Genomic DNA, 24,383 nt, shown 5'->3' with positions numbered 1-24,383 from the left:
TTGATTATCATTCTCATTCACTATACCGCGTATCGTACGGAAGCACAATCCGTTTTCTCTCTAAATGAAGATTGACATAAACTGAAGCGCTTGCTATAGTGAGTACGACATTGAGAATCATTATCACATTTGACGCCCCCGAGAGGAGAATTTGCATGTCACGCATACATACAACAGACATCGAGGTCGGTTACGGCGACAAGACAATCGTCAAACAGCTCAGTTTAACGATTCCAGACCGTCAAATCACGACGATTATCGGACCGAACGGTTGCGGTAAGTCGACGTTGTTGAAGGCGATGACGCGAATCCTCTCTCCTTCGAACGGGTCGGTCCATTTAGACGGCGCCGATATCGCCAAGTGCAAGACGAAAGAGATCGCCAAAAAGATGGCAATCTTGCCGCAGACCCCCGAAGGTGCAAGCGGGTTGACGGTCGGTGAACTCGTCGCGTATGGCCGCTTCCCGTACCAGTCCGGATTCGGCCGATTGACGAAACGCGACCACGAAGTCATCGATTGGGCGCTCGACGTCACCGGTACGCTCGACTATAAAGACCGGAGCGTCGACGCCTTATCTGGCGGCCAACGCCAGCGGGTATGGATTGCGATGGCGCTCGCGCAGGAGACGGATTTGATTTTCTTGGACGAACCGACGACGTATCTCGACTTGGCCCATCAACTTGAAGTGCTCGAACTGCTCGAGACGTTGAACCGCGAGCAAGGCCGTACGATTGTCATGGTCCTCCACGATTTGAATCAAGCCGCTCGGTTCGCTGACCATATCGTGGCGATGAAAGATGGCGAAGTGCTCGCGACGGGTTCTGCCGAGGAAGTCATCTGTCCGCTCGTCTTACGCCAAGTGTTCCACATCGATGCCATCATCGGTCGCGACCCACGTACGGAGAAGCCGATGTGCCTGACGTACCATTTAATCAAAGAAGAAGCTCCTGTCGAGACTGCGGCACCACGTCCCGACTTGCTTCACGCTTGATTCCCTGCCTGTCCTCAGGCAGGGTCTTTTTGATCGGGTAGCGAACAAGTCGAAGAGAGCATATCCAACCCGCCCTTACGGTTTTTGGACAAACAGCCACGGGTATGAGTGAGAAGAGAGTGAAGGAGGAGTTGCTATGGATTGGCTCGACGGAATATTCGTCGTCACCTCGATAGCCTGGCTTTATGAGCTATGGCGTTACCGCAATCGTGACGACACGAAGGATGGACGGAGCGAACATATGAGTTTTTACGTCGTCTCGGCCGTCATGGTGATCGTGTTCGCAAGTTCGCTCGGTTACTCGATCTTGACGGATGCCCGTCAAATCGTCCCTTTGCGCTTGATCGGACTTGCATGTTACATAGCTGGTGTCGGCCTCCGGTATTGGGGGATCACCCATTTACGACATCAGTTCACGCGCCATGTCGTCGTCCGGCCCACGGATGAGATTGTCAGCACAGGCCCGTACCGGTTTTTGCGGCATCCGCTCTATACAGGACTATTGTTCATCACGTTCGGGTTCGCGCTTACCTTCAGTTTCGTCTGGTTCGCAGTACTCGGAACGATTGCGATGGGAGCAGCGCTATTATGGCGCATTCATATCGAAGAGAAGATGTTGACCGCACATTTCGGCGATGCTTACGCCGTATGGTCGAAGTCCCGGAAACGTCTGCTTCCGTTCATCTATTAAAAAGACGCGGCCTCGCCATAGCGAGAGCCGCGTCTTCTGTTCATACTGAAAATTTCCCGAGCAATCGGACAACCATGAAACCGGCCAAAAACGAGACGATGCTTAATCCCCACATAACAGTCGTCTCCGGAAGACCTGGGAAGACGACGGCGAGCGATCCGATGACGAGCCCGAGAATAACGGAGAACGTCATACCCGGGTAGTTCGCGAGCAGATGACGGATGACTTTACTGCTGACGATGAAGCCGACGGCGACACCGAGCCCGACAATTCCGATGACGATCACGTTCAAGTTCGACAAGGCGCTGATGACCGTCGGATAGACCCCAATCAACAACAAGACGAACGAACCACTAATACCAGGCAAGAGCATCGCCATACTGCCAAGCCAGCCCGAGAAGAAGAGGAGCAGCGCCGTCCCCATCGTTACGTCAGTGATGACCGCCGTATCCGCCGGTTTGATGACAGCCATACTCGCGACGAGAATCGTTCCGACAATCATCGCGACGATATGCACCGGTCGCATCTTCGCCCGTGACTTGAATTCAAACAACAAGAGCGGGATAATCCCTAAAATCAACCCGATGAAGAAGAACTGGGTCGGGGCATGATAGTTCAACAATAAAAACTCGATGACGCGGCTCAACCCTAAAATCGCGCCACCCATCCCAATGGCGAGCGGAATTAAGAAACCGATATGTTTTTTCCAGTGCCGGCTAAACACCCCGCTAATCGCCTCAATCAACCGGTCGTAAATTCCTAAAATGACCGCAATCGTCCCGCCGCTGACGCCAGGAATCAAATCACTCGTCCCCATCGCCATGCCACGTAATATATTTCTCCATTCCATAAAGTATAGGCTCCTTTATCCGCAAGTTCGTTTCAAGCATTTAGTATAGCGGACGGCGTCGACAAATGCATCGGTTTCAAGACTGAAAAAACGGACTTTCGTCCGTCTTCATAAATCGAGCACCATATAATCGAACCGTCCGCCTGAAATCTCAATCTCTTTTTGTTTATAAAAACCGAGTCGTTCATAAAGGCGCGCTGCCGCAGGATTGGTCTGGTCGACGTTCAACGTGACGACCGGGATGTGTTTTGAACGGGCGTGCTGAGTGACGGAGTTGATCAGCTTTGTCCCGATTCCACGTCCCCCGAACTGTGAATCGACCGCGACCGAGTCGATGTAAAACACGTCGCCTTCTGTCTCGACGTCGAGTTCCCCTGTTTCGCCAGCTTCCATCAGCCACTGTCGAATCGGTTCGTCTAATTTCCGTGCATCCATTCCTGCATACGCGATGATAATGCCCGCGATGGTCCCTTCACTCTCCGCGACCCAAATATTTTCATAGCTCAGACGGTTCGCGGGTCGGCCAATCCACATCGCGAGCCGCTCGAGTACTTGTTCTTTCTGCTTCGTTCCGGTCAACGAATAGGCGATGTCATGGATGGCCGCATAGACGAGCGGGGCCACGTTCGTCGCATCTGCCGGTTTAGCTTGTCGAATGTTCATATTATCTCCTCCACATACCACTTTATCATACAGTGAAAAAGAGTGGGTTTGTCAACGAGCGAACTGTGGGATGATACAAACAGAAGGGAGGAAGATCTATGAAAGCAATCATCACAGGAATGAACGGGACGGTCGCACCTGTCGTCGCCACGACACTCGAACGACACGGGATTGAACCGATTGCGTGGGACCGTTCAAAAGTCTCCATCGAAAAAGAATCAGATATGCGCGCCTTTATCGAATCGGTCCAGCCTGACTATTTTCTTCACATCGGGATGGGACCCGTCGAATCAGCGGCGAATCTCGCCCGACTGTGCGGGGAATACGATATCCCATTTTTGTTCACGAGCACCGTCTCCGTCTTCTCGGACAACGTGACAGGACCCATCACACCTGACACCCGGCCCGACGCCGAAGATGAATACGGATCGTATAAACGGGCGTGCGAGCAAGCGATCGCCCGAGCCAACCCTGGTGCTCAAATCGTTCGGCTCGGATGGCAAATCGGGGACCGCCCCGGCTCGAACAACATGATGGATTTTTTCGAGAAGGAAATGGAACAAAAAGGCGTCATCGTCGCCAGTACGCACTGGTATCCGTCTTGCTCGTTTTTACAAGATACGGCCGACGCGCTGTTCGACATCCTGACGAAACGAGGTCCCGGCATGTATCAATTGAACGGGAACACGAGCCACTCGCTCTATGATATCGCCTCCGCTCTCGCTGAACGACATGACAGGCCATGGCGCATCGAACGCGCGGATGAACCGAAGCGTGATAATCGCATGGTCGACACCAATTGCCGCATCGCACCAATTACAAATCGCTTGGCGCTTCACACAAAATGAACCACCCATCCCGGGTGGTTCATTTTCATGCGCGTCGTTCGATGTCGGTCAAGACGAGCCTGCTCTTCGGAAGGCTCGGCAAGTCGACAAGGCTGTAACTGAAGTCTTGCGGCGGGACGTCATAGCGATAGCGGTTCAAGAATACGTCAACCGTCTCTTTCATAATGGCGATGGTGACGTGCTCTCCGGCACAGCGATGTCCGAAATCGACGTCTCTCCCACCTTGTGGGATGAACGTGAACGGACTCTCTGTCCAATCGACGAACCGTTCTGGATTGAATTGGCCCGGTTCGTCCCAATGCGCTGGATCGTGATTCGTCCCGTACAAGTCGAGTAAGACGAGCGTCCCTGCTTCGAATCTGTACCCTTCCCACTCGAAATCGTGCTTGACCCGGGCTGCCGTCACCGGGAAGAACGGATAAAAGCGGCGAACTTCCTGAACGAACGCCGTCGCGTCGACTGTCCCGTTTGCCAGTTTCGTTCGCGCTTCATCAAATTGATGCAAGGCGAGCACCGTGAAGAGGACATAGATCGACACTGCGACGGTCGGTCGCAAAATATTGATCACTTCGACAGCCACGACGTCTGCCGGTAACAGTTCACCGGATTCGTCACGATGCCAAGCGAACTCATACAAAGCTGTCTTCTCGTTCGGCAACAAGCGCTTCGTCCGTACCTCCTCGACCATCGAGCTGATCCATGCCTCAGCCGAAGCTCGTGCTTTACGGCCAAGGATGTGCTTCGGTCCGAGTGCTGTGCCCGATTCGAACAAGAGACGCATCTCGTCGGTACGCTTGTCAACCTCTGACTCAGCGAATGGTACACCGGCCCATTCGCAGACGGCGCGCATGAGCACGCGTTGTGCCGTCTCATAAAGGACGGTCTCCCCATCGGCTTGATCGAGTTCCTTTTCCCATTCACGCCCGACGAGTCGCGTCAGGCGATCAACATTTTCTGGAAACATGAGCGACATGAACATCCGTTTCCGATGCGTATGGGCAGGACCGTCTAACGTCTGTACGCCGGTCTCACCGAACAGCGTCTTCAAGAGCCGTTTCGGGGCCGCATCTTGCCGGACGAAGCGGTCGGCATCGTAAAATAGAGCCGCTCCTTCCTCTCCGCCGAGACAAATCGCACGTTCCCCTAACAGCCGCGTCTCAAAGATATTCGATTGAAAGCTCGTCCGTCGATTCGGGACAAACTGATATCCCTCCCTTAAAAAATCGAGGCTGTGATCGAGACCTTGTTCTTTCGGTATCGGTTTCGTCATCTCCTTCATCCTTTCTTCGCTAGACTATAGAGGATGTTCCCTCCTCTGTCACGAACAAACCTAACACAGAAAGGAGTGGGGATATGCTTTCGTTCTTCTTGACGTTTCGCCGCATGTTCCGAGGAATTTGGCGCGGGCTGAAAGAGCCTGAATTCCAGGTGTTGTTCAGTCTCGCCTTCCTCACCATTTTGTCCGGCACGTTATTTTACGCCCGCTACGAAGAGTTACGATGGCTTGATTCGCTCTACTTCAGCGTCATCACGCTGACGACGATTGGCTATGGTGATTTCGTCCCGTCGACAGACCTCGGGAAAGCGTTCACGATTGGTTACGTCATTACGGGTACCGGCATCATGGTCGGGTTCGTCACCCAAGTGTTCAACCATTTACAACAAGCCCGACTCGAAGAAGTGAAAAAGAAAAGAACGCCACCTCCGGAATAAGCGAGGTGGCGTTTTGGCGTCATGACGCCTTTCGATTACGGTTCTCGAGCGCGAGTTGCTGGTTGAAACGCTTCGTCTCAGCGATGACGACCCCTGACAAGAACAAGAGGCCAATCAAGTTCGGAATGGCCATCAAGCCGTTGAACACGTCCGAGAGCGCCCATACCAAGTTCAAGTTCGTCGTCATCGCGCCAAGTCCTGCGACGAGGACGAAGGCGATGCGATACGGAATAATCGACTTTTGTCCAAACAAGTAGTGAATCGAGCGTTCCCCATAATACGACCACCCGAGTACGGTCGAATACGCAAACATAACGAGCCCAATCGTGACGACGTAACGGCCGAACGGCCCGAGGAACTGTTCAAACGTGGCCGCCGTCAAATCGACGCCTTCAAGCCCTGAACCGATCTGTCCGCCCATGACGAGGGTGATCCCCGTGATTGAACAGACGATGAGCGTGTCGAGGAAGACTTGCGTCATCGAGACGAGCGCTTGTCTACCCGGCATATCTGTTTTCGCAGCGGCTGCCGCGATCGGAGCCGAACCGAGACCGGCTTCGTTCGAGAACACGCCGCGGGCGACACCGTAACGGATCGCCGCACCGATGGCCCCACCACCGATCGCTTCGGCGCTGAACGTGCTGCTGAAGATGAGCGCAATCGCATCCGGGATGAGCGTGTAGTTCATGACCATGATGATGAGCCCACTACCGAGATAGAAGATGATCATGATCGGAACGAAATAACTGACGACGCGTCCAATCGATTTGACGCCGCCAAGGATGACGGCACCCGTGAACACCATCACCAAAATACCGGATACATAGAGCGGAACGTCAAACGTCGACTTGAGCGCGAGCGCAACCGAGTTCGTCTGGACCCCGTTCCCAATCCCAAACGCGGCAAGCGAGGCGAACGCCGCGAACAACACGGCGAGCCAGCGCTGCTTTAAACCGCGCTCCAAATAATACATCGGCCCACCAGCCATCTGTCCCCGCTCATCCGTCACTCGATATTTGACGGCGAGTACGGCTTCGGCATACTTTGTTGCCATCCCAAAGAACCCGGACAGCCACATCCAGACAATTGCGCCCGGTCCCCCGAGCACGACAGCCGTGGCGACACCGACGATATTCCCCGTACCGACGGTCGCCGCGAGGGCAGTCATGAGTGCTTGGAAGTGACTAATGTCCCCTCGTGACGTCTTGTCTTGGTTTTTCGAGAAGGCGAGCTTTAATGCGTAAGGCAGTTTTGTGATTTGAAGGCCACCTAACCGTACTGTCAAATAAACGCCTGTCCCCACAAGCAAAATCAACAGCGGTGGTCCCCACACAAAGTCTGAAATCGTACCGATCAGTTCACTGAACGATTGACTCATGCTGAAATCCCCTTTCCCCTTATGTAATTGTACTTCTCTATTTTTTCAGAATACTTGGAACATTGTCAAAAGTATTGTACTAAAACAAAAGTCCGTTCGTGAATCTGTACCTAAAACAGCGAGACGTCGATTAGACATCTCGCTGTGAAGGTGGCTTCTCTCGTTGTAATGGCGCGCTCCAGTCAAACTCGTCCGGCACATAGTCGAGTCCGCCTGAATGGAACGGTTGGCAACGTAACAAACGTCGCGCGGTCAAATAGCCGCCCTTGACCGCCCCGTGCTTTTCAATCGCTTCAATCCCATAATGAGAGCATGTCGGATAAAATCGGCACGTCGGTGGTTTCAATGGAGAGATGACACGCTGATACCCTTTTATGCCACGCACAAGAATTCGTTTCATAAAAATCGCCTCGCTCGAATAGATTAATGCCATCATAGCTCGTCGAATGAATTCTGTCACTTTCACTGTCCGATGTTGGACGTGAAGAAGCGGTTACATTATTTCCTTTCTTTTACAATTCGAGCATAGAAGGGGATATTCGGCTGAACATTTGTTATGATAAGCACCATGTACAAGACCGAATCTAACAGAAGAGGTGACGAAATATGAAATTATTAATGGTAGGAGCCGGTTCGATGAGCGAGGCGCTCGTCCGCGGTTGGATTGACGCCGGTCTTTCGCCGGAGACAATCACGATGACGAATCGAAGTGACCGGGATCGATTGGACCAACTGCACAACGAACTCGGCGTCCGAATCGTGGACGAAGAAGACGTGAACGCATACGATATCGTCGTACTCGCGATGCAACCAGATGGCGTGCTCCCATATGTACGTTCGAAGACGTGGACGAAGCCGCTCCTCATCTCTGTCGCGGCTCATATCGAGCCGGCAGAACTCGAGGCCGCTTCAGGACTTCCAGCTGTCTGTGCGATGCCGAACACCCCAGTCGCCTTCCGTGACGGGATGACGGGCCTTTGGTTCGGACCAGAGACAGACGAGTCTGTTCGCGCGACAGCGACCGCACTATTTGAACGCGTCGGCCGAACCGCCGTGACGGACGCGAAAACGATGTCCGCCTTCATGGCTGCCGCCGGCTGCAGCCCAGCGTTCTTCTATGAAATCGTCGGATCGATGACACCGGTCTTGACCGATGCCGGATTTGACGAGGCGACAGCCCGACAAATCGTCGCCCAAGCGATGAAAGGATCGGCCGAACTCCTGTTGCACGAGACGCGTCCGACTGACGCCTTAATCTCGGACGTGGCCGCGCCAGGAGGCCCGACCGACCGCGGTGTCGGCGTCTTGCGCGATCGTGACTTATCCGACGTCATGTCCGCTGCGCTCCGCGAAAGCGCGAAAGAAGACGTCGAACAACACCAATCATGACAAAAGGTCCGAAACGGTTGTATCACCGTTTCGGACCTTTTCTTATGAGAGCATATGTAAGATGGAAACGATGAGTGCCACGACCAATATACCCGGTAGGAGGTTGGCGACCCGGATGCGCGTGATACCCGCCAAGTTCAAGCCGATGGCCACAATCATGACCCCTCCAGTGGCCGTCATCTCAAGAATAAAGCTATCCATGAGCGATTCGGGCACAACTTTCATAATTTGAATCGCCAACAAGGCGATCGCACCTTGATACAGCAAGACCGGGACGGCCGAAAACATGACCCCGATCCCGAGCGAGGAAGCGAGGACGAGCGCGGTAAACCCGTCAATCAACCCTTTCGTATACAACACGTCGTGGTCGCCACGTAAGCCGCTGTCGAGCGCCCCGATGACAGCCATCGCCCCAATGACAAAAATGAGCGTCGCTGTAATGAAACCTTCGGCAATGCTCGACTTACTCTTTCCACCGATGCGCCGTTCCAATTGGTAGCCGACCTCATTCAATTTCTCGTCGAGTTTCCACCATTCCCCTAGCGCCGCCCCGGCGACAAGACTACCGATCACAATCAAGAAATTCTCGCTTTTTAGACCCATCTGCACACCGAGCACGACGACCGCAAGCCCGATCGCCGCCGTGACCGTCTCTTTCATCCGCTCGGGGATTCGATGGAACAAAAGGCCGAGCAACGTCCCGACGACGATGAGCGCCGCGTTGACGATGGTCCCTAACAACACCATCTCGTATCCCCCGTTTCTATATGTATTGAAAGCAATATACCAATCCGTTCCATTGGATGTCAATTGAAAAAAGAACAAAAAAAGAGCCACTTCTCGCAAGAAGTGGCTTCGCGGAAACCCATGTTCCGGTGGGTTTCGCATCGGGTTTGGCACCCAAGTGATTCTGACTGGGCTCGAACCAGCGACCTCTACCCTGTCAAGGTAGCGCTCTCCCAGCTGAGCTACAGAATCAGGTCGTGTCCTCTCTTAAGGACACTATTAATATATCAAGAAACTAATGCCTTGGCAACCGTTTTTTAAAAGTTTTTTTTAATTTTTTTAACGCGACATTTCCTGACGTTGAATGTGACGGCAAAGTCGTTCTAAATCACCAGCATATACCGATACGAGCATTCCCTCGTATTCCGTATCTCGATCCCAATGAAGTCCGTTCGCTTTCGCTACACGTTGTGATGGCACATTGTCCGGATGGATGAGCGAGATAATGTCTTTCTCCCCTTCCTCGAACGCATATTGCATGAGCCGAGCCGCCGCCTCGCGACCGTAACCCATATGCCAATGCTTCGGTGCGAGCCAATAGCCGACCTCAAGTTCGATTTTGCCGTCAAGCTCGTGTAACAACGTCCCGGCATGGCCAATCGGTTCGTCGCTCTCGAACGTCATCAATTTGAGTAACCCGGTCTGTCGTCCTGTCTTATAGCGCGAAAGCTGTCGCTCGAACCATTCAATCGTCTGCTCATCCGTGAACGGTTTTCCATCCGGGCTGATGAACCGCATCACCCGCGGGTCTTGTAGCAGCGATTTGACGAAATAAAAATCGGCAATCGTATATGGTTCAAGCCGTAAGCGCTCAGAGTGTAACTCGACATGCTTCATCGTTCCCGCCCCTTTCATTCACAGTCTTTACTCATTAATTCCCGTTATGAGGCAGGTTGAATCCTAGTTAAGCGATGACTTTCAATCCGACGACACTCCCGATGATGAGCGTCAAAAAGAAGATACGCCAGCGGTCGGTCGATTCATTCAAGTAAAGCATGCCGAGAATGACGCCTCCGGCCGCCCCAATCCCGACCCAAATCGAGTAGGCAAGTCCAAGCGGCAACGTCTCGAGCGAGCGGGATAACAAATAAAAACTGAGCGCGAACGTCACGATCGACAAGATTGACCATTTCAAAATTTGATAGCCTTTTGACTTCCCCATGAAAAAGACGGCAATCATCTCGGCCAGTCCCGCCCCAATTAAAAATGCCCAACTCATGCTGTCTCTCCTCCTGTCACTTGTTTCAACCCGATCACACCGATTAACAGTGTGCCGATAAAGACGAGCTTCATGCCGGTGAGCACCTCGTCAAACAAAATATTCCCGACGATGACCGTCCCGACAGCGCCGATCCCGGTAAAGACGGCATAGCCCGTCCCGGCCGGCAAGACGCGGAACGACAACGCCAATAAACCGAAGCTGACGATTAACAAGACGATTGTAACCAAGGTCGGGCCGAGCACAGTGAACCCGTTCGATAGTTTCATCGTCGTCGCCCACACGATCTCGAGCAGACCGGCGAGGACGAGCCACATCCATGCAAGTTGATCACGTTTCATGTCCATCCAATTCCTTTCTTAAAGATTTTGAAGGCAGCGCGTTGACGCTCGGAACGGTTCGTCTCGAACGTAAAGAGCGAGATGAGCGCGCCATCCAAAAAGCAATAATAAGCGTCATACACATCGTCAAGCGACTGCTCGGGCAACGCACCCTGCTCCATCGCCAGGCGGAACTGTTCTTTCTCAAACGCCTGCAGTTCAGTCTCCACGTCTCCGAGCGTTGACTCGATAAACGGTCTCAGCTCCGGTGGCGGGACGAGTAGCATCCGCTTCGTCAACATCCATGTCTCTTCTTCCCCAAAGAAACGGATCAGCGCTTGCACAATCGTCTCGATCCGTTCGAGCGGCGGGGCGTCGTAAGATTCGTCCCGTGCTACTTTCCAAACGTCATCGTACCGTGCTGCCATCGCTTCGACGACTTGCTTGAACAATTGCTCTTTTCCGTCAATATGGGCATAGAGTGACGCTTTTTTAATTCCCACGTCCTCGGCGAGTGCGGCGAGCGAGAGCCCCTCGTATCCCTCTAACGCAAAACGGCGCGTCGCCGCTTGCTCAATTCGTTGTTTCGTATTCATGTCTATTCGGCCTCCTAACTGCTCCCTCCACTCTACCTAACGAACGGTAGGTAGTCAAGTGCGAGGATTGAACTTCCGTCTAAACAACGTCACAATCAATTTAGATAAGTGGAAAGGAAGCGTGTATATGATTGAACAGTTCAGCTTTAACTTGCCGAGCGACCGAACCGGTCAAAAACGACTTGTATCCGTCTTTCGTCCTGATTTCGTGTCGAACGACGTCCTGTTGCCCGTCCTCTATATGCATGACGGACAAAACGTCTTCCACCATGATACGAGAGCGAGCTGGGGCATCGATCGATTCATCGAGACGTCCCGATTGCCGCTCATGGTCGTCGCCATCGCCAGCCCGCCGGATTGGCTCGACCGTTATGACGACTACTCTTTTTTTGAAGACGAGATGCTGGTTCGGCGCATCGGACCGGAGCTCGCGAAGACGAGGCCGACGCTCGGCGGAAAGGGGCGACGCTATACCGACTGGCTCATGAACGAGTTGAAACCATGGATTGATGCGCGCTATGCGACAGACGTGGACGATGTCGGCGTGATGGGCAGCTCGATGGGCGGCGTCATTTCACTCTATATGATGGCGACGTATCCTTCGATTCGCCGTGTCGGTTCGTTATCGACGGCGGCCTGGTCGAACCTGGACCCGCTCATCCGTGAACTGAAACAAGCGAATCTGTCGGCACGGCTTTACATGGATCTCGGGACGGACGAGACGAGCGGCCCGTTCACGCCCGAAGACTATTTGTATACGAACGCTAAATTGGTCGAAACGATCGCGAGAACCGGGATCATGTTCCGTTATGAAGTCGAACCAGAGGGCATCCATCACGAGTCGGCGTGGCGCCGGCGCTTACCGAACGCGCTCGCCTATTTGTACGACCATGACTAAAAAGGGAGGCAGCTTCTGCTGTCTCCCTTTTATCCACCCCCGTGATGTTCAGCCAAATAAAACGGCCCGACTTTCCGGACGAAATAGCTCTCGAGCCGACCTTGTGTCGCGCGCTCGACTGGCGGATTAATCAGTGTATAAATTTTCCCGTTCCGCTCTTCGAAATCTTTTTGCTCTAGTTCGTTACGGGCATCATCCTCTGTAATCGGCGACGTGAGTGCCGCAATGGGATGACCCATCAGACAGACATACGTCCGGAGGGCCGCTTGCGGCGTCGCGTGCAATGCAAGCAAGACGAGACAAGTCACGCCGATCGAGAGCAATCCTTTTTTCACGCTCATTTCCCCTTTACACATTCGTTCCTGAATCATTCGAGCCCCCTATGCCTTTTCCCTTCACACCAAAAGAGACGAACCCGCATCGGATTCGTCTCTCCCTTTCTTAGATGACCCAGTTGCCGGCACGCATGATGGCTTCACGTGAGCCGTCTTCGCGCTCCCCGTCGATATCCATCTCGGCCGACCCGATCATGAAGTCGACGTGTGTCATCGAATCGTTCGCCCCGTTCTCGGCGAGTTCTTCCGCTGACATCGACGGTCCGCCTTCAAGGCACGTCGAGTAGGCACGTCCGAGCGCCAAGTGGCATGAGGCGTTCTCATCGAACAACGTGTTGTAGAAGAGGAGGCCTGAGTTCGAGATTGGCGAATCGTCTGGAACGAGCGCGACTTCACCGATTCGGCGCGCCCCTTCGTCGAGGTTGAGCAACTCATCGAGTGCAGCCTGTCCCTGTTTCGCTTCCGCTCTCACGACTTTCCCACCTTCGAACCAAAGCGTGAACTCGTCAATCAAGTTTCCGCTGTAGCTGAGCGGTTTCGTGCTCGACACGTGCCCTTCGACCGCGTCTTTATCGGCAAGCGTGAACACTTCTTCGGTCGGCATGTTGGCGATGAAGTCGACGCCGTCCGTATTCGGTCCGCCGCCGCCAAGGAAGACGTGCTTCTTCGGAAGGCCGATCGTCAATTCCGTACCCGGCGCCTTATAATGCAGTTTCGCGTATTTCTTTTCCGTCAATAGCTTCGCACGTGTCCGAAGCGCTTGATCGTGTTCGTCCCACGCAGCGACGACGTCTGTTTCGTCCATGCGTGTCGCCGCGAAGATGGCACGCCAAAGTGCTGCGACCGCATCCTCACGGTCTGGGAACACTTTTTTCGCCCACGCGTCAGAAGCGCCGGCAATAATCGACCAGCTGACGTTATCGCTCATGACGTACTTCCGCCACTTCGCGAGTGCGACGCCGGCGGCACGGTTCGAATCCGCGATTCGAGACGAGTCGACGCCGTTCAATGCATCCGGGTCATCGCTGACGATTGACAAGAATGCCGTCTTCTCTTCTGCAAGCTGTTCAAAACGGGCTTTCATCCATTCTGGAAACTCTTTAAACGAGTCTTGTGGCGCGTTGAAGTAACGAATCTTTGTCGACTCCTCATCGCTCCAGTTGACGGATACTTGCTTGGCTCCAGCCGCGTACGCAGCTTTGACGACTTGACGGACGAGCGGCGCTTGGCTGATATCGGCGCGGACCTCAAGTTGTTGGCCCGGTTGGATGTTGACGCCTTTTTTGACGGCAAGTTCCGCATAGCGGGCGAACTCGGCCTCGGTCGGGATTGTATAAGTAGACATATGTACAGTTCCTCCTTTGTTCGTTCTCTCTTATTTTCTTAAATTTTCGGAAAAGTTGCAACCAAATCGCAAAAACGGGCATATTAGTAGATGTAGAAAGAAGGAGGAATTCATATGCCAGATTGGAAAACAACGTATGCACACTTTCTAGACACAGCGAAGACGGCGTACACAGCCAACGAACAGCGCGGAGATTTGCTCGTCCAAGGTGAACTCGCCCTCGCCAAAGTGACCGTCGATGTCGCATCCAATGACATCACGAACATCGAGCGTGAAGAAGAACTGACGCTATATTTCCAAATGAAACAGTTGCTCAATATATTGCGGGCAATCTATAACGATCAGTTCGATATGCAACCAGAAAAAGAAGACGCACTCGTCGCGGCCGTTCTCTATTTCGTCTCGCCGTTCGACGCCATCCCGGACGACGCACCGCTCGGTTTGTTCGACGATGCCCAAGTGATTGACTTCGTCCATGAACAACTCGCTAGCGATATCGACCGCTTTCATCACGAGATGTAAATCAGACTCTTGAAATTCAGCGTCGGTCGAAGTACGCTTGCTTGAGAACTTTATCAAAGGGGGCGTATGGCGCCTAGCCAACTTCTATGTATGCAAAATCAAGAAAACGAATCGCCGTCGAAACGGTCCTGTTCATTATCGCCGGGACGATTCTACAATCCATCTTCGTCGGTTTGCTCCTGAAGCCAAACGAAATCGGCTCGGGGGGAATCGTCGGAATCACACTCATTGTCAACGAACTATTCGGCACGCCGATCGGGCTAACTCAACTGTTGTTGAATATCCCGCTCTTCATCGTCGGAATCAAGTTTCTAGGAAAGCGATTTATTTTCATGACGGGAATCGTCGTCGTGTTGTCCTCGATTTTAATTGATGCGCTGCCGGTGCTCATTCCACCGACCCCGCTCGATGACCCACTCGTCGCTTCCGTCTTTAGTGGTATCGTTTCTGGCCTTGGGTTGGCGCTACTCTTATTCGCAGGCGCCTCGACAGGTGGACTCGACATTCTCGGAAAAGTCATCTATACGACGAATCGGAATCTCTCGCTCCCTAAAATCTTTTTGACGCAAGACATCATCGTGTACGTGCTCGTCTTCATTACGTTCGACATCAAGGCCGTCATGTATGCGCTCGTGCTCAGTTTCGTACGGTCGCGGACGCTATTGACGATTCACCGTTTCTTCTCGGCCCAAAAACAGTGCTTTATCATCTGTAAGAAGTCTGATGAAATCAACTTGGTGATCAAGCAGAACTTGAAGCGCGGTGTCACGATTATGGATGCGATCGGTGGATATTCGAACGACTCGAAGAAGATGCTTTACGTCGTCGTCCAGAACAACGAGATTCCAAAATTGCGCCAAATCGTGTCGGATATCGACTCGGAAGCGTTTATCACGGTGTCAGAAATCGATTCGGTCGTCGGTAACTTCAAAGAACATTCCTATACCCTTTAATCGACAACGCTTCGTTGTCGATTTTTTAGTGTAACAAACGTTGATTCGGTCCGATAATACGAGTGAGCCTAATAGAATATAGAAGGAGGTGCATGAGTTGTCTAGCCACTCCTTGCGCCAATCAGTTCCCGCCCTGCTCGTCGGGACGTTTTTTCTTGGACTGTTATTGATTGTTTTCAGTCCTTACGCGCTGCGCGAGACGAGCCTGTTCGTGTACTTGATCGTCGTCACGTGTATCGCGACTTTGTTTAGCGGTTACGCTGCCGTGACCCATCGTGGCATGCGACGTTATATCCACACCTTGATTACGGCCGGAAACGTCTGCTTCATCACGTACGTGACCGCCTTGCGTTATGAGGTACCTGTTTCGAGCGACTTGATGTTGTTTAGCCAAAACTTTTTTTATTTGATTATGGCACTCATCGTCATCACGCAGTCGATTGAGATTCGTACGTTGAAACTCCGCACGTTCGATGTATTCGCCTTATTCAGTTTTCTGTTCGTCGGCGCACTCCATCTCTACTTTTATGTTTCACAGGGAGACGTGTATCGCGACTATTTGAACGGATTTGAAGAACAGATGGTGCTCGTCAGCCTTTATATGGTGCTCGCCTTCCTGTATTTGAATCGCATCGTCACATCGGGCCAATCGTTTCGAATCCTGCTTCTCATCGGAATCCTCGGCTTCACGGTCGCCTCGATCGTCAATCAAGTCGTCGCCTTTGGTGGGATTGGACATGACCTCGTCCATGTCCTGCAAGTGAGCAGCATCTTCCTCATCTCGCTCAGCTTTTTGTTTGATGAGACAGACGAGGATGTCCTCATCCATGACTCGGTGTTCGATTACATCATCTACAGCACGGTCGTGATGTTGTTCATGCTCGCATCCGATCGTCTGCTCGGCACGTCCGTCCTCGATTCGATGATTGCGAACGCCGTGTTGCTGCTTCTCATCCGGCAGTTCGTCGTCGCGAAACAAAACGCGTTGATTAGCCATCGCCTACATACCGTCAACACCGACCTCGAGACCGCCGTGACGACGAAAGCGCACGAACTCGAAATCCGCGAACAACAGTATCGCTCGCTGTTCGCCTATCACGCCGAACCGATTTTCTTATTCGACTTAGACGGCGAGGTGCTGTCGGTCAACGAAGCCGGTAGTTCCGTTCTCGGTCACACTGCCGAAACGCTAATCGGGACGAATATTCTCGACGTGATTGAGCCGAAGGACCGTGGCGCTTACGCGACCGCCCTTCACGACTTGACGTCCGGGCGTCCGGAGACGCTTGAGGTCAACATCGTGACCGATGATGGCACGAAGCGGGTCTGGCAACTGATGAACATCCCGATGATTATCAACGGTGACGTCGAAGGAATCTATGCCATCGTCAAAGACATCACACAAATGATCGTCCAGCAGGAACAAATTTTATATCAAGCGAACCACGACAGCTTGACCGGATTGCACAACCGCTACGCCCTCCAAGAGCAGATTGAACAGCTCATCGAGGATGGGCGACCGTTCACATTGATGTTCTCTGACTTGGACGGTTTTAAAGAAATCAACGACCAATTCGGACATCACATGGGCGACCAGTTGTTACAACATATCGGCAAACGGCTCCGTCTCGCCTTGTTGCCGAACGAATATGCCGGCCGTCTCGGTGGAGATGAATTCATCGTCGTTGCCGAACACGATGATAATGAGATGTTGATCGAACGGCTTCGTCGGCTCGTCTACAGCCCCCCTTACTATTTGGGCGGGACGCTCGTCGAGATTCACGCCTCCATCGGGATCGTCCGTTACCCTGAACACGGGGCGACGCTGAAACACTTGCTGTCGAATGCCGATTTGGCGATGTACAAAGCAAAAGAGAAGGGACGGGATGAGACCGTCTTGTTTGCGCCAGAGCTACGCGAAGACAAAGAAGAACGCAAGCTGTTGATGGAAGGGCTCGACACTGCGCTCGAAAAAGGCGAAATCTCGCTTTATCTTCAGCCACAGGTCGATGCGGCATCGAAGCGAATCATCGGTGCCGAGGCGCTCATGCGCTGGCAACGTGACGGCGTCTTCATCCCGCCGAGCGAGTTCATCCCGATCGCGGAAGAGACGGGACACATCCAAGACCTCGGTCGATGGATGATTCACGAGACGTTCCAACTCATGTACGCGTTCGAACAAGGCGACATCGATTTGCCGAAGCTCTCGGTCAACTTGTCCGTGCGCCAACTATTCGATGAGCATTTGATTGACTATTTGACGACGCTCTTCAACCGTTTCCCGATTGAGCCGGGCCGCTTAAACTTCGAATTGACGGAGACAGTCGCGGCGCATCACTCAGAACGCGTCTTGAATCGTATCCTCGAATTGAAGGCGCTCGGGATCAAACTGTCCATCGACGATTTCGGGACCGGGTATAGCTCACTCGCCTACCTCGTCCGCTATCCGATTGACGAACTCAAGATTCCACGTGAGTTCACGATGCAACTCGAAGAGAATCGAGAGTATCAGACCGTCACCGCGACGATCGTCGCGATGGCGAGACAACTCGGGATGGCTCTCGTCGCCGAAGGGGTCGAAACCGAATATCAAGAGACGTTTTTGCGTCGCATCGGCTGCGACTCGATGCAAGGTTACCGCTACGCGAAACCGATGCCACTTGACGAGTTCGTCATCTTTTACATGAAACAACGACAATAACAAACGCCTCGGACCTGTTCTCGGTCCGAGGCGTTTTACGTTACTTCATCTCATACACTTTCACTTCACCCGGTTTCAAATCGACCCACAGGTCCCAGTTGTCATCGAAACTGTGCTCGGCATACGGCCATGAGTTCGGCGAATATACCATCTCAGCGAAGCGGCTCGCGTTCCAGTTCCGGCGACGCACACCGTCAAGGGCGACCTTGCCCTGTAACGGTTGATGCATACTTGTATTGGCGACGACGAGGAGCGTCTCGTTCGTGTCTGGACGCAACCAAGCCAGACCGATAAACGGCGCATCCATCTGCCCCATCGTCAGCGGCTCAAAGTGGCTCGGGTTGACGAGGACATCGAGCCAACGCCGACGGATGCCAGCCACTTGATGCATCAGTTCAATCATCTCGTCCCGTTCCGGATGATCCCAATGGAACTGATAGGCGTCAAAAAAGGCGAGCTTCCCGAAGTACGGGTCGGTCGGGAAGAGTTGATACGCTTCTTCCGGTCGACAGTCGAGGCCGGTGTTCATCGGTTGCGTCTCATACAGTTCGAGCCCCGAGTTCGTCATCGGTACCCCGTTCGGCATGAACCCGTTCAACACGGTGAGCAATCGGCTCGCTTGACGGCCGCCGTCACGGGTCGCGATGCGGCGTGTGTCCGCGGTCTCACCGGCGGCGAACACCGGGAGCGGCAAGAAACGCGAGTCATAAAAGAATTGGTGCGTGTCGTGCGTATCAAAGCGCGGCTCTTTATAGAACCCGTATCCGATAATCATGTTATAACCGGCGTCACGCGCCGCCCAAGCCCCCACTTCAATCAACTCTTCGGCGATGAAGCTGAAGTTCGAATCGAGCGCACGTGGTTCTGTCAAGATTCGTTGCGCCAAATCGACCGGTAACGCGTGCCCCATGTCGATGCGCGCACCGTCGATTCCATACTCCCGCTGATAATGCGGGATGATATCCGTCAGCATCGCCCAAAGTGGCTCATTGATTTGCTCGCCCCGGAACTGGTTCGACTTGATCGAATCGAACAAGATGTACGGCGCCAAGTTCGCGTCGTTCACGTACGGACCGGCAGCCGTCGGATGGTCGAGGAACAAGCGGAAGTACGTGACGTCAGACCATGGCGGCTGCGGGTCGTTGATGCAGTCCGAGAACGCCGGGGCGGTCGTCAATCCGAATTCCCGTTCGATGACGGCGAGCAAGTTCTCTTCCGGATGATCGAGTAAATAGCGTTTCACCTGCTCCCACTTCGCCGCATCGACCAAGTTTGGCGCCATCGAGAAGCGACGCAAATGTTGCCATACATCTTGCGAGCCGTAAATCATCGGCAAGAACGCGTATTCCGGCTTCACGTTCTCACCGATTCCCGGTACGTGCGGCGGATGATAATGGTCGAGCTCGGCGACCGGAATCCAATAGAACCATTCCGGGTTCTTTAGAATCAATCGGTTATCGCGCGCGCACGTGCGGGGAATGACATCGATGACGACACGGATGCCGACCATGTGACACGCTTCGACGAACGCCGCAAACTCTTCTTCGACGGTCAAGCCGTCCCCGGTGAGCGTCTCTTTCAATTCCTCGTCAATCGCAAAAAAGTCTTGGACGGCGTACGGTGAACCGAACTCGCCCTTTTTATTCTTGTGGCTGTGTTGCGAGATTGGCAACAAGAACAACGTGTCAATGCCCATATAGAGGAGATGCGGCAACAAGGCGAGCGTCTTCACGAACGTCCCCGTATCCTTCATTCCTTGTGAATTGTTCATCTCGACATAGCCCGACCCGTCATGGTCCCAAGACGTCGACGTCCGCACTTGCATCGAGTAGACCGAAGCCCGCTTGATCCAGTCGCCGCCTGTCTCTAGATAAGCGTCCGCCTTGGCGACAGATTCGGTATAGTCACGGCCGTCGACTGCATGCGGAAGAATGCCTTTCTCGATCGTCTCGATTAAGAAATCGTATGGGTTGACCCGTTCGACACCATCACGGACCGGCTCCGACAAAAAGCGCATTCGATTCCACAAAGACGGGATTTCATAGTGTAAATCGGTCCGTTTGTCTTTTAACACTTGGTGTAACTTTTTTAACGACGAGTTCTCTGGCATAGTTATTCTCCTTATGATTGAAATCGTACCTCATCCCAATTGTAAACGATAACAAGGTACACCATCCTATGTATTTAAACGTTTACCCGTTTTTTCCTTTTCCAAAAAAATAATTTATGCCGAACGCTTGAAATTGTTGTACGATTGTCATCAGAAGGGAGGGAAGCACCATGTCTCAGCGGAAATGGTTGGCGTTATTCGGTGCATTGGCAATCTTGCTCGTCCTCGTCATCGCCAGCTTCATCGTCCAGTTGCGCAATACGAACGAGCGAATCGAGGCCATCCACGGGCCTCGACTCGATTCCTATCAAGCCATCGAAGAAATCATGTATTACAACATCGAACGGGCCAACGCGATTCGTGGGCTTCTCGCCTATGACGACCGACGCTTCCTCGAAGCGTACTACAGCATGTCCCAACGCGCGAAAGAGTTGAAGGCCTCCATCGCAGGCGACCCAGAAACACCGAGTTCCCTTCTCGATTTATTGTATCGGGACGGCATTTGGGAACAAGAGGCGGACCGTGTGCTCGTCATCTATGAGACCGGCGACCTTGCGGAAGCGACCGCCGTCGCCGAGACGATGACCGATCAACGCCAGACGATTTTAGAGGACTTGCGTTCGTTGAAGAAGATGCAGTATAACGACATTCGTAAGCAGTTGACAGCGACTCAGCGTGAAATCGACATCGCGACTCAAGCACTCATCTCGGTTGCCATCCTGCTCATCGCCATCCTCGTCATTCTCATCTTTTTGATGGCCAAGACGAAAAAGCGGATCGATCGAGACTGATCGGTCCGCTCGCCTCAACCTCGGTTGGGGTCTTTTTTTGTACTTCGAATCAAACGTGTCGCATTCGCAATCGCAATCAAAGCGACTCCTACGTCCGCGAAGACCGCTTCCCACATGGAGGCGATTCCCCAAACGCCTAGGATAAGAAAGAGTGCTTTCATGAAGAAAGCGAAGACGATATTTTGCCAAACGATTTGTTTCGTACGTCTCCCTAGCTCGATTGCCGTGAGGAGGTCGTGCGGTTCGTCATTCATCAACACGACGTCGGCAGCCCCGACCGCTGCGTCGCTCCCAATTCCTCCCATGACGAGACCGACGTCCGCTCGAGCCAGTGCCGCGGCATCGTTCATGCCGTCCCCGACAAACGCAACCTTCCCGTCTTTTACGAGTCGTTCGACCGCTTCAACTTTTTCATGGGGCAAGAGCTCGCTCGTCACTTCATCGAGGCCAAGTTCCGCACCGACCGCCTCGGCGACGACGGCCCGGTCACCGGTCAACATGACCGTCCGGTATCCGCCGCGTTTCAAGGCAAGAATCGTCTCGCGTGCATCTCGTTTGAGTGCATCCATCAGTTCAATCCGTCCTAACCATTCGTCATTTTTGACGATGTGCACGTGCGTTCCGACCCGAGCCCCCTGGACACGATGGCCTAACTTCTCCATGTAGCGGGCACTGCCGACGTAGATGCGGTCTTCCCCGTCCACCGCCATCAGGCCATAACCCGGCTCTTCATGGACATCGGCAAAAGAAGTCCCTTCCCCAGCAAGTTCGACGATGGCCGTCGCGAGCGGGTGTGTCGAAGCACGCTCGACACGCGCGGCAATCTGAACGAGTTCGTCCGTCGACAGCTGTCCGTTCGTCTCGATGGACGTGACGTTAAACTGCCCCGTCGTGAGCGTTCCCGTCTTATCGAATACAATCGTATCCACTTCAGCGAGCGCGTCTAAGTACTGGCCCCCTTTTACCAAGATGCCTCGTCTCGACCCAGCCCCGATGCCGCCGAAATATCCGAGCGGAATCGAGATGACGAGCGCACACGGGCAACTGATGACAAGGAAAATCAACGCGCGATATACCCATTCCTCTAATGTTCCGCCAAAGAGCGGCGGGACGAACGCGACGATGGCGGCCAGACCGACGACGACGGGTGTATAGATTTTTGCGAGACGGGTGATCATTTGTTCGGTCTTCGCCTTCTTCGCGCTCGCCTCTTCGACGAGAGCGATCATCTTTTGAAGGGTCGATTCCGTCGACCGACGTTCGACGATGACTTCCAACCGTCCATCCAAATTCAACATGCCGGCGAGAACGGGCTCACCCGCCTCCACCGATTTCGGAAGCGACTCACCGGTGAGAGAGGCCGTGTTGAGCGAACTTGCGCCCGTGGCGACGCGCCCGTCCATCGGGACGAGCTCGCCCGGTAAGACGACGAGCCTCGATCCAATCGCCACTTCTTCTGGCCGGCGTATAGCTTCTTGATCGGCTTCAAGCACCCGCGCCATCGTCGGTTTCATCGTCAACAACGACTGGATGGAACGACGGGAAGCTCGGACGGCCCGACCTTGAACGTATTCTCCGAGCTGATAGAACAGCATGACGGCTACCGCCTCCGGATACTCGTTGATCGCAAAGGCGCCGAACGTCGCAATCGTCATTAAAAACTTCTCGTCGAACCACTCTCGATGCCAGGTGTTTCGAATCGCAGCGTACACAACGTCATATCCGACGATCACATACGCTATGGCATAAAAGAAGAGTGAGTCAGACCAGATCCCGACACCAAACAAGGCGAGCGCCGTCCCAAAGCGCCACAAAAGATGATTGACGTGATCGCCCGTTGCTTCCTTTCGAGCAAAGTGGGCCCCTGGTTCAATCTGTGCCATCTCTTGTTCAATCGATTGCAGTTCCGCGTCATGGTCATTCGGTTCATTCCATTCGATCATCATGCGACTCGCCGCAAAATCGATTTGACACGATGCCACACTCGATCGGCCTTCGACACGTCGTTCGATTTTAGCCGCGCAGTTTGTACACGTTACACCTTCAATCGGCAAGATATCTCGATTCGCCATCTCGCATTCCTCCTGTTACATTCAAACATTCATTTGAATATAGTATAACGCCGTTACTCGACGCCTGCAACCAAAAAAAACTTCCGCCATGGAGCGGAAGTTCCAGATTGTAGAAAAAGTCACGTTTCAGGCGAATTGAAACGTGACTTTTTCGTTTTCGGGCCTTGAGGCGTTCTGCCCGAGACCCTGTTCAGGCGAGCTAGGCTTTCTTCCATGCCAAGCCTGCCATCTTCTTGAGATTGAGAGCGGCAAAGGGTAGCATCGCCTCCATGACGGGTTCTCCACCTCTCATTATAAAAAAGGGGCGAGGGTACGAAATGAGGGATGGATGCGTGGACCGACCAAGGGCACGGCGAGACTTCTAGGGGAATAGCAAGCAAAGGGAGACCCAGCAGCGTTAAGCGATGCGGCTCCTTGCTTGCCCCCAGAAAAGTGAGCTGTGCCCGGTCGGACAAATAAAAAAACTGCAGACAATGTTTTGTCTACAGCCTGAAACTTCCGCAATGAAGCGGAAGTTCGTTAAGGTTCAGTCGGATGCCGTTCAGCGCTGTGCGCCATCGCAATCTCGACAAGTGAGCGGACATGGTCGTCATCGAGCGAATAATAGACGACTTTTCCGTCTTTCCGATACTTGACGAGCCCTTGGTCGAGGAGCGTCCGCAAGTGATGGGACGCCGTCGCGTTCGAATGCCCGATCACGGCCGCCACGTCACACACGCATAACTCCTGTTCGAGCGTCAACACATACAACACCTTCATTCGTGTCGAATCGGCAAACGCCTTAAATAATCGACTCACGCGCGTCGCATCAAATTGGTCAAGTCGCGTTTGCAGTTCGGCTACTTGTTCCTGTTGAATCGCAATCGTCTCGCATTGGGGTGCCTTCATCGATGTCACCTCGTTTCTCGTTACCTATAGTTTAGCAAATCGAGTTCACAAAATCTGTTATATATTATTATTGACTTAATACCCTCTGTTATAATACAATCAAAACAACCAAATACGAATCCACGACCTTGAAGGAGGCATTTCATCATGAACGAATGGGCAAGCCGTCTCGAATCATCGGTTGAATTTTATCGGAAGTTACCGGACAAGACATGTCAAGAGTGTGGGCAACATATGGACGAACAGTGTGAGTCTTATGAGAGCACATGCTCCTCATGTGCTGAAAAGCTTCAACTCGCAGAATAAACAAGAGGCTGGGACAT

26 protein-coding genes and 1 tRNA gene are annotated in these 24,383 nt (G+C 53.1%); 11 read left to right on the top strand and 16 right to left on the bottom strand.

Annotated features, from left to right (window positions below; genetic code table 11):
• Positions 1–155: 155 nt before the first annotated feature.
• Together RT52_RS00590 and RT52_RS00585 are read left to right on the top strand one after the other, a co-directional pair.
• On the top strand, positions 156–992 hold the full coding sequence (locus tag RT52_RS00590; protein ID WP_034806898.1) for an ABC transporter ATP-binding protein: 837 nt from the start codon (positions 156–158) through the stop codon (positions 990–992).
• A 136-nt stretch (positions 993–1,128) separates the two neighbouring features.
• Positions 1,129–1,683 (top strand): methyltransferase family protein, encoded by a 555-nt coding sequence (locus RT52_RS00585; RefSeq protein ID WP_034814407.1) that lies wholly within the window; start codon positions 1,129–1,131, stop codon positions 1,681–1,683.
• A 40-nt stretch (positions 1,684–1,723) separates the two neighbouring features.
• Here the strand turns inward: RT52_RS00585 and RT52_RS00580 are convergent, their stop codons facing one another.
• Both RT52_RS00580 and RT52_RS00575 read right to left on the bottom strand, forming a co-directional pair.
• Complete coding sequence (locus tag RT52_RS00580) at positions 1,724–2,533, bottom strand: DUF368 domain-containing protein (protein WP_034814405.1); 810 nt, start codon at positions 2,531–2,533, stop codon at positions 1,724–1,726.
• A gap of 108 nt (positions 2,534–2,641) precedes the next feature.
• Positions 2,642–3,196, bottom strand: a complete 555-nt coding sequence (locus RT52_RS00575) for a GNAT family N-acetyltransferase (RefSeq protein ID WP_034814403.1) — start codon at positions 3,194–3,196, stop codon at positions 2,642–2,644.
• Between the two features lie 98 nt (positions 3,197–3,294).
• Here RT52_RS00575 and RT52_RS00570 point away from each other — a divergent pair, with 98 nt between their 5' ends.
• A complete protein-coding gene (locus RT52_RS00570; protein WP_034806906.1) occupies positions 3,295–4,044 on the top strand; it encodes a sugar nucleotide-binding protein in 750 nt (249 codons plus the stop codon).
• A 25-nt stretch (positions 4,045–4,069) separates the two neighbouring features.
• On the opposite strand, the gene RT52_RS00565 is transcribed toward RT52_RS00570, so the two are convergent.
• Positions 4,070–5,314, bottom strand: a complete 1,245-nt coding sequence (locus RT52_RS00565; protein ID WP_034814435.1) for a cytochrome P450 — start codon at positions 5,312–5,314, stop codon at positions 4,070–4,072.
• Positions 5,315–5,397: 83 nt separating this feature from the next.
• Between RT52_RS00565 and RT52_RS00560 the strand changes: the two genes are divergently transcribed.
• Entirely contained in the window at positions 5,398–5,757 is a 360-nt protein-coding gene (locus RT52_RS00560; RefSeq protein WP_034806908.1) for a potassium channel family protein, read from the top strand.
• Between the two features lie 19 nt (positions 5,758–5,776).
• Here the strand turns inward: RT52_RS00560 and RT52_RS00555 are convergent, their stop codons facing one another.
• Together RT52_RS00555 and yidD are read right to left on the bottom strand one after the other, a co-directional pair.
• A complete protein-coding gene (locus RT52_RS00555) occupies positions 5,777–7,135 on the bottom strand; it encodes an alanine/glycine:cation symporter family protein (RefSeq protein ID WP_034806910.1) in 1,359 nt (452 codons plus the stop codon).
• Between the two features lie 130 nt (positions 7,136–7,265).
• On the bottom strand, positions 7,266–7,535 hold the full coding sequence (gene yidD / locus RT52_RS00550) for a membrane protein insertion efficiency factor YidD (protein WP_034814433.1): 270 nt from the start codon (positions 7,533–7,535) through the stop codon (positions 7,266–7,268).
• Positions 7,536–7,741: 206 nt separating this feature from the next.
• On the opposite strand from yidD, the gene RT52_RS00545 reads away from it, so the two are divergent.
• Complete coding sequence (locus RT52_RS00545; protein ID WP_034814401.1) at positions 7,742–8,524, top strand: pyrroline-5-carboxylate reductase family protein; 783 nt, start codon at positions 7,742–7,744, stop codon at positions 8,522–8,524.
• 42 nt (positions 8,525–8,566) lie between these two features.
• Here RT52_RS00545 and RT52_RS00540 read toward each other — a convergent pair whose 3' ends face one another.
• The 6 genes from RT52_RS00540 to RT52_RS00515 all read right to left on the bottom strand — a co-directional run bounded on the left by RT52_RS00540 (position 8,567) and on the right by RT52_RS00515 (position 11,445).
• Complete coding sequence (locus tag RT52_RS00540) at positions 8,567–9,271, bottom strand: DUF554 domain-containing protein (protein WP_034806915.1); 705 nt, start codon at positions 9,269–9,271, stop codon at positions 8,567–8,569.
• Between the two features lie 158 nt (positions 9,272–9,429).
• Positions 9,430–9,502: transfer RNA gene (locus RT52_RS00535), tRNA-Val, on the bottom strand.
• Between the two features lie 87 nt (positions 9,503–9,589).
• Positions 9,590–10,147 (bottom strand): GNAT family N-acetyltransferase, encoded by a 558-nt coding sequence (locus RT52_RS00530; RefSeq protein WP_034806917.1) that lies wholly within the window; start codon positions 10,145–10,147, stop codon positions 9,590–9,592.
• Between the two features lie 67 nt (positions 10,148–10,214).
• Complete coding sequence (locus RT52_RS00525) at positions 10,215–10,529, bottom strand: DMT family transporter (protein ID WP_024371711.1); 315 nt, start codon at positions 10,527–10,529, stop codon at positions 10,215–10,217.
• On the bottom strand, positions 10,526–10,876 hold the full coding sequence (locus RT52_RS00520; protein WP_081825844.1) for a DMT family transporter: 351 nt from the start codon (positions 10,874–10,876) through the stop codon (positions 10,526–10,528). The genes RT52_RS00525 and RT52_RS00520 overlap by 4 nt, the downstream gene beginning before the upstream one ends.
• Positions 10,867–11,445 carry a TetR/AcrR family transcriptional regulator gene (locus RT52_RS00515; protein WP_034806919.1) on the bottom strand — a complete coding sequence of 193 codons (579 nt, stop codon included), beginning with the start codon at positions 11,443–11,445 and terminating at the stop codon, positions 10,867–10,869. The genes RT52_RS00520 and RT52_RS00515 overlap by 10 nt, the downstream gene beginning before the upstream one ends.
• A 127-nt stretch (positions 11,446–11,572) precedes the next feature.
• On the opposite strand from RT52_RS00515, the gene RT52_RS00510 reads away from it, so the two are divergent.
• Positions 11,573–12,343: an alpha/beta hydrolase gene (locus tag RT52_RS00510; protein ID WP_051690223.1), complete on the top strand. Its 771-nt coding sequence runs from the start codon at positions 11,573–11,575 to the stop codon at positions 12,341–12,343.
• Positions 12,344–12,372: 29 nt separating this feature from the next.
• Here RT52_RS00510 and RT52_RS00505 read toward each other — a convergent pair whose 3' ends face one another.
• Both RT52_RS00505 and RT52_RS00500 read right to left on the bottom strand, forming a co-directional pair.
• The gene (locus RT52_RS00505) at positions 12,373–12,714 is read right to left on the bottom strand and encodes a hypothetical protein (protein ID WP_034814399.1); all 342 of its coding nucleotides are present in this window, start codon (positions 12,712–12,714) and stop codon (positions 12,373–12,375) included.
• Positions 12,715–12,784: 70 nt separating this feature from the next.
• The gene (locus RT52_RS00500; protein ID WP_034807562.1) at positions 12,785–14,023 is read right to left on the bottom strand and encodes an aminopeptidase; all 1,239 of its coding nucleotides are present in this window, start codon (positions 14,021–14,023) and stop codon (positions 12,785–12,787) included.
• 114 nt (positions 14,024–14,137) lie between these two features.
• On the opposite strand from RT52_RS00500, the gene RT52_RS00495 reads away from it, so the two are divergent.
• From RT52_RS00495 to RT52_RS00485, 3 genes are all read left to right on the top strand, one after another.
• Positions 14,138–14,545, top strand: a complete 408-nt coding sequence (locus RT52_RS00495) for a YkvA family protein (protein ID WP_034814397.1) — start codon at positions 14,138–14,140, stop codon at positions 14,543–14,545.
• A gap of 86 nt (positions 14,546–14,631) precedes the next feature.
• Positions 14,632–15,498 carry a YitT family protein gene (locus RT52_RS00490; RefSeq protein ID WP_051690222.1) on the top strand — a complete coding sequence of 289 codons (867 nt, stop codon included), beginning with the start codon at positions 14,632–14,634 and terminating at the stop codon, positions 15,496–15,498.
• A 97-nt stretch (positions 15,499–15,595) separates the two neighbouring features.
• On the top strand, positions 15,596–18,199 hold the full coding sequence (locus RT52_RS00485; RefSeq protein WP_034814395.1) for a putative bifunctional diguanylate cyclase/phosphodiesterase: 2,604 nt from the start codon (positions 15,596–15,598) through the stop codon (positions 18,197–18,199).
• Positions 18,200–18,239: 40 nt separating this feature from the next.
• Here the strand turns inward: RT52_RS00485 and RT52_RS00480 are convergent, their stop codons facing one another.
• Positions 18,240–20,309: an alpha-amylase family protein gene (locus tag RT52_RS00480; protein ID WP_034807556.1), complete on the bottom strand. Its 2,070-nt coding sequence runs from the start codon at positions 20,307–20,309 to the stop codon at positions 18,240–18,242.
• A gap of 170 nt (positions 20,310–20,479) precedes the next feature.
• On the opposite strand from RT52_RS00480, the gene RT52_RS00475 reads away from it, so the two are divergent.
• Complete coding sequence (locus tag RT52_RS00475; RefSeq protein ID WP_034807553.1) at positions 20,480–21,100, top strand: hypothetical protein; 621 nt, start codon at positions 20,480–20,482, stop codon at positions 21,098–21,100.
• A gap of 14 nt (positions 21,101–21,114) precedes the next feature.
• On the opposite strand, the gene RT52_RS00470 is transcribed toward RT52_RS00475, so the two are convergent.
• Positions 21,115–23,172, bottom strand: coding sequence for a heavy metal translocating P-type ATPase (locus RT52_RS00470; RefSeq protein ID WP_034807550.1), 2,058 nt, complete (start codon positions 23,170–23,172; stop codon positions 21,115–21,117).
• 519 nt (positions 23,173–23,691) lie between these two features.
• Positions 23,692–24,060 (bottom strand): ArsR/SmtB family transcription factor, encoded by a 369-nt coding sequence (locus tag RT52_RS00465; protein ID WP_034814393.1) that lies wholly within the window; start codon positions 24,058–24,060, stop codon positions 23,692–23,694.
• A 147-nt stretch (positions 24,061–24,207) separates the two neighbouring features.
• Between RT52_RS00465 and yhfH the strand changes: the two genes are divergently transcribed.
• Positions 24,208–24,366 (top strand): protein YhfH, encoded by a 159-nt coding sequence (yhfH, locus tag RT52_RS16100; protein WP_081825919.1) that lies wholly within the window; start codon positions 24,208–24,210, stop codon positions 24,364–24,366.
• Positions 24,367–24,383 lie beyond the last annotated feature (17 nt).

Origin of the sequence: Exiguobacterium alkaliphilum 12/1 (assembly GCF_000714435.1) — a bacterium.
In the GTDB taxonomy this organism is placed as follows: Bacteria; Bacillota; Bacilli; order Exiguobacteriales; family Exiguobacteriaceae; genus Exiguobacterium; species Exiguobacterium alkaliphilum.
The sequence above is the reverse complement of the archived record's forward strand: the minus strand, read 5'-3'. Positions and strand labels throughout refer to the sequence as shown.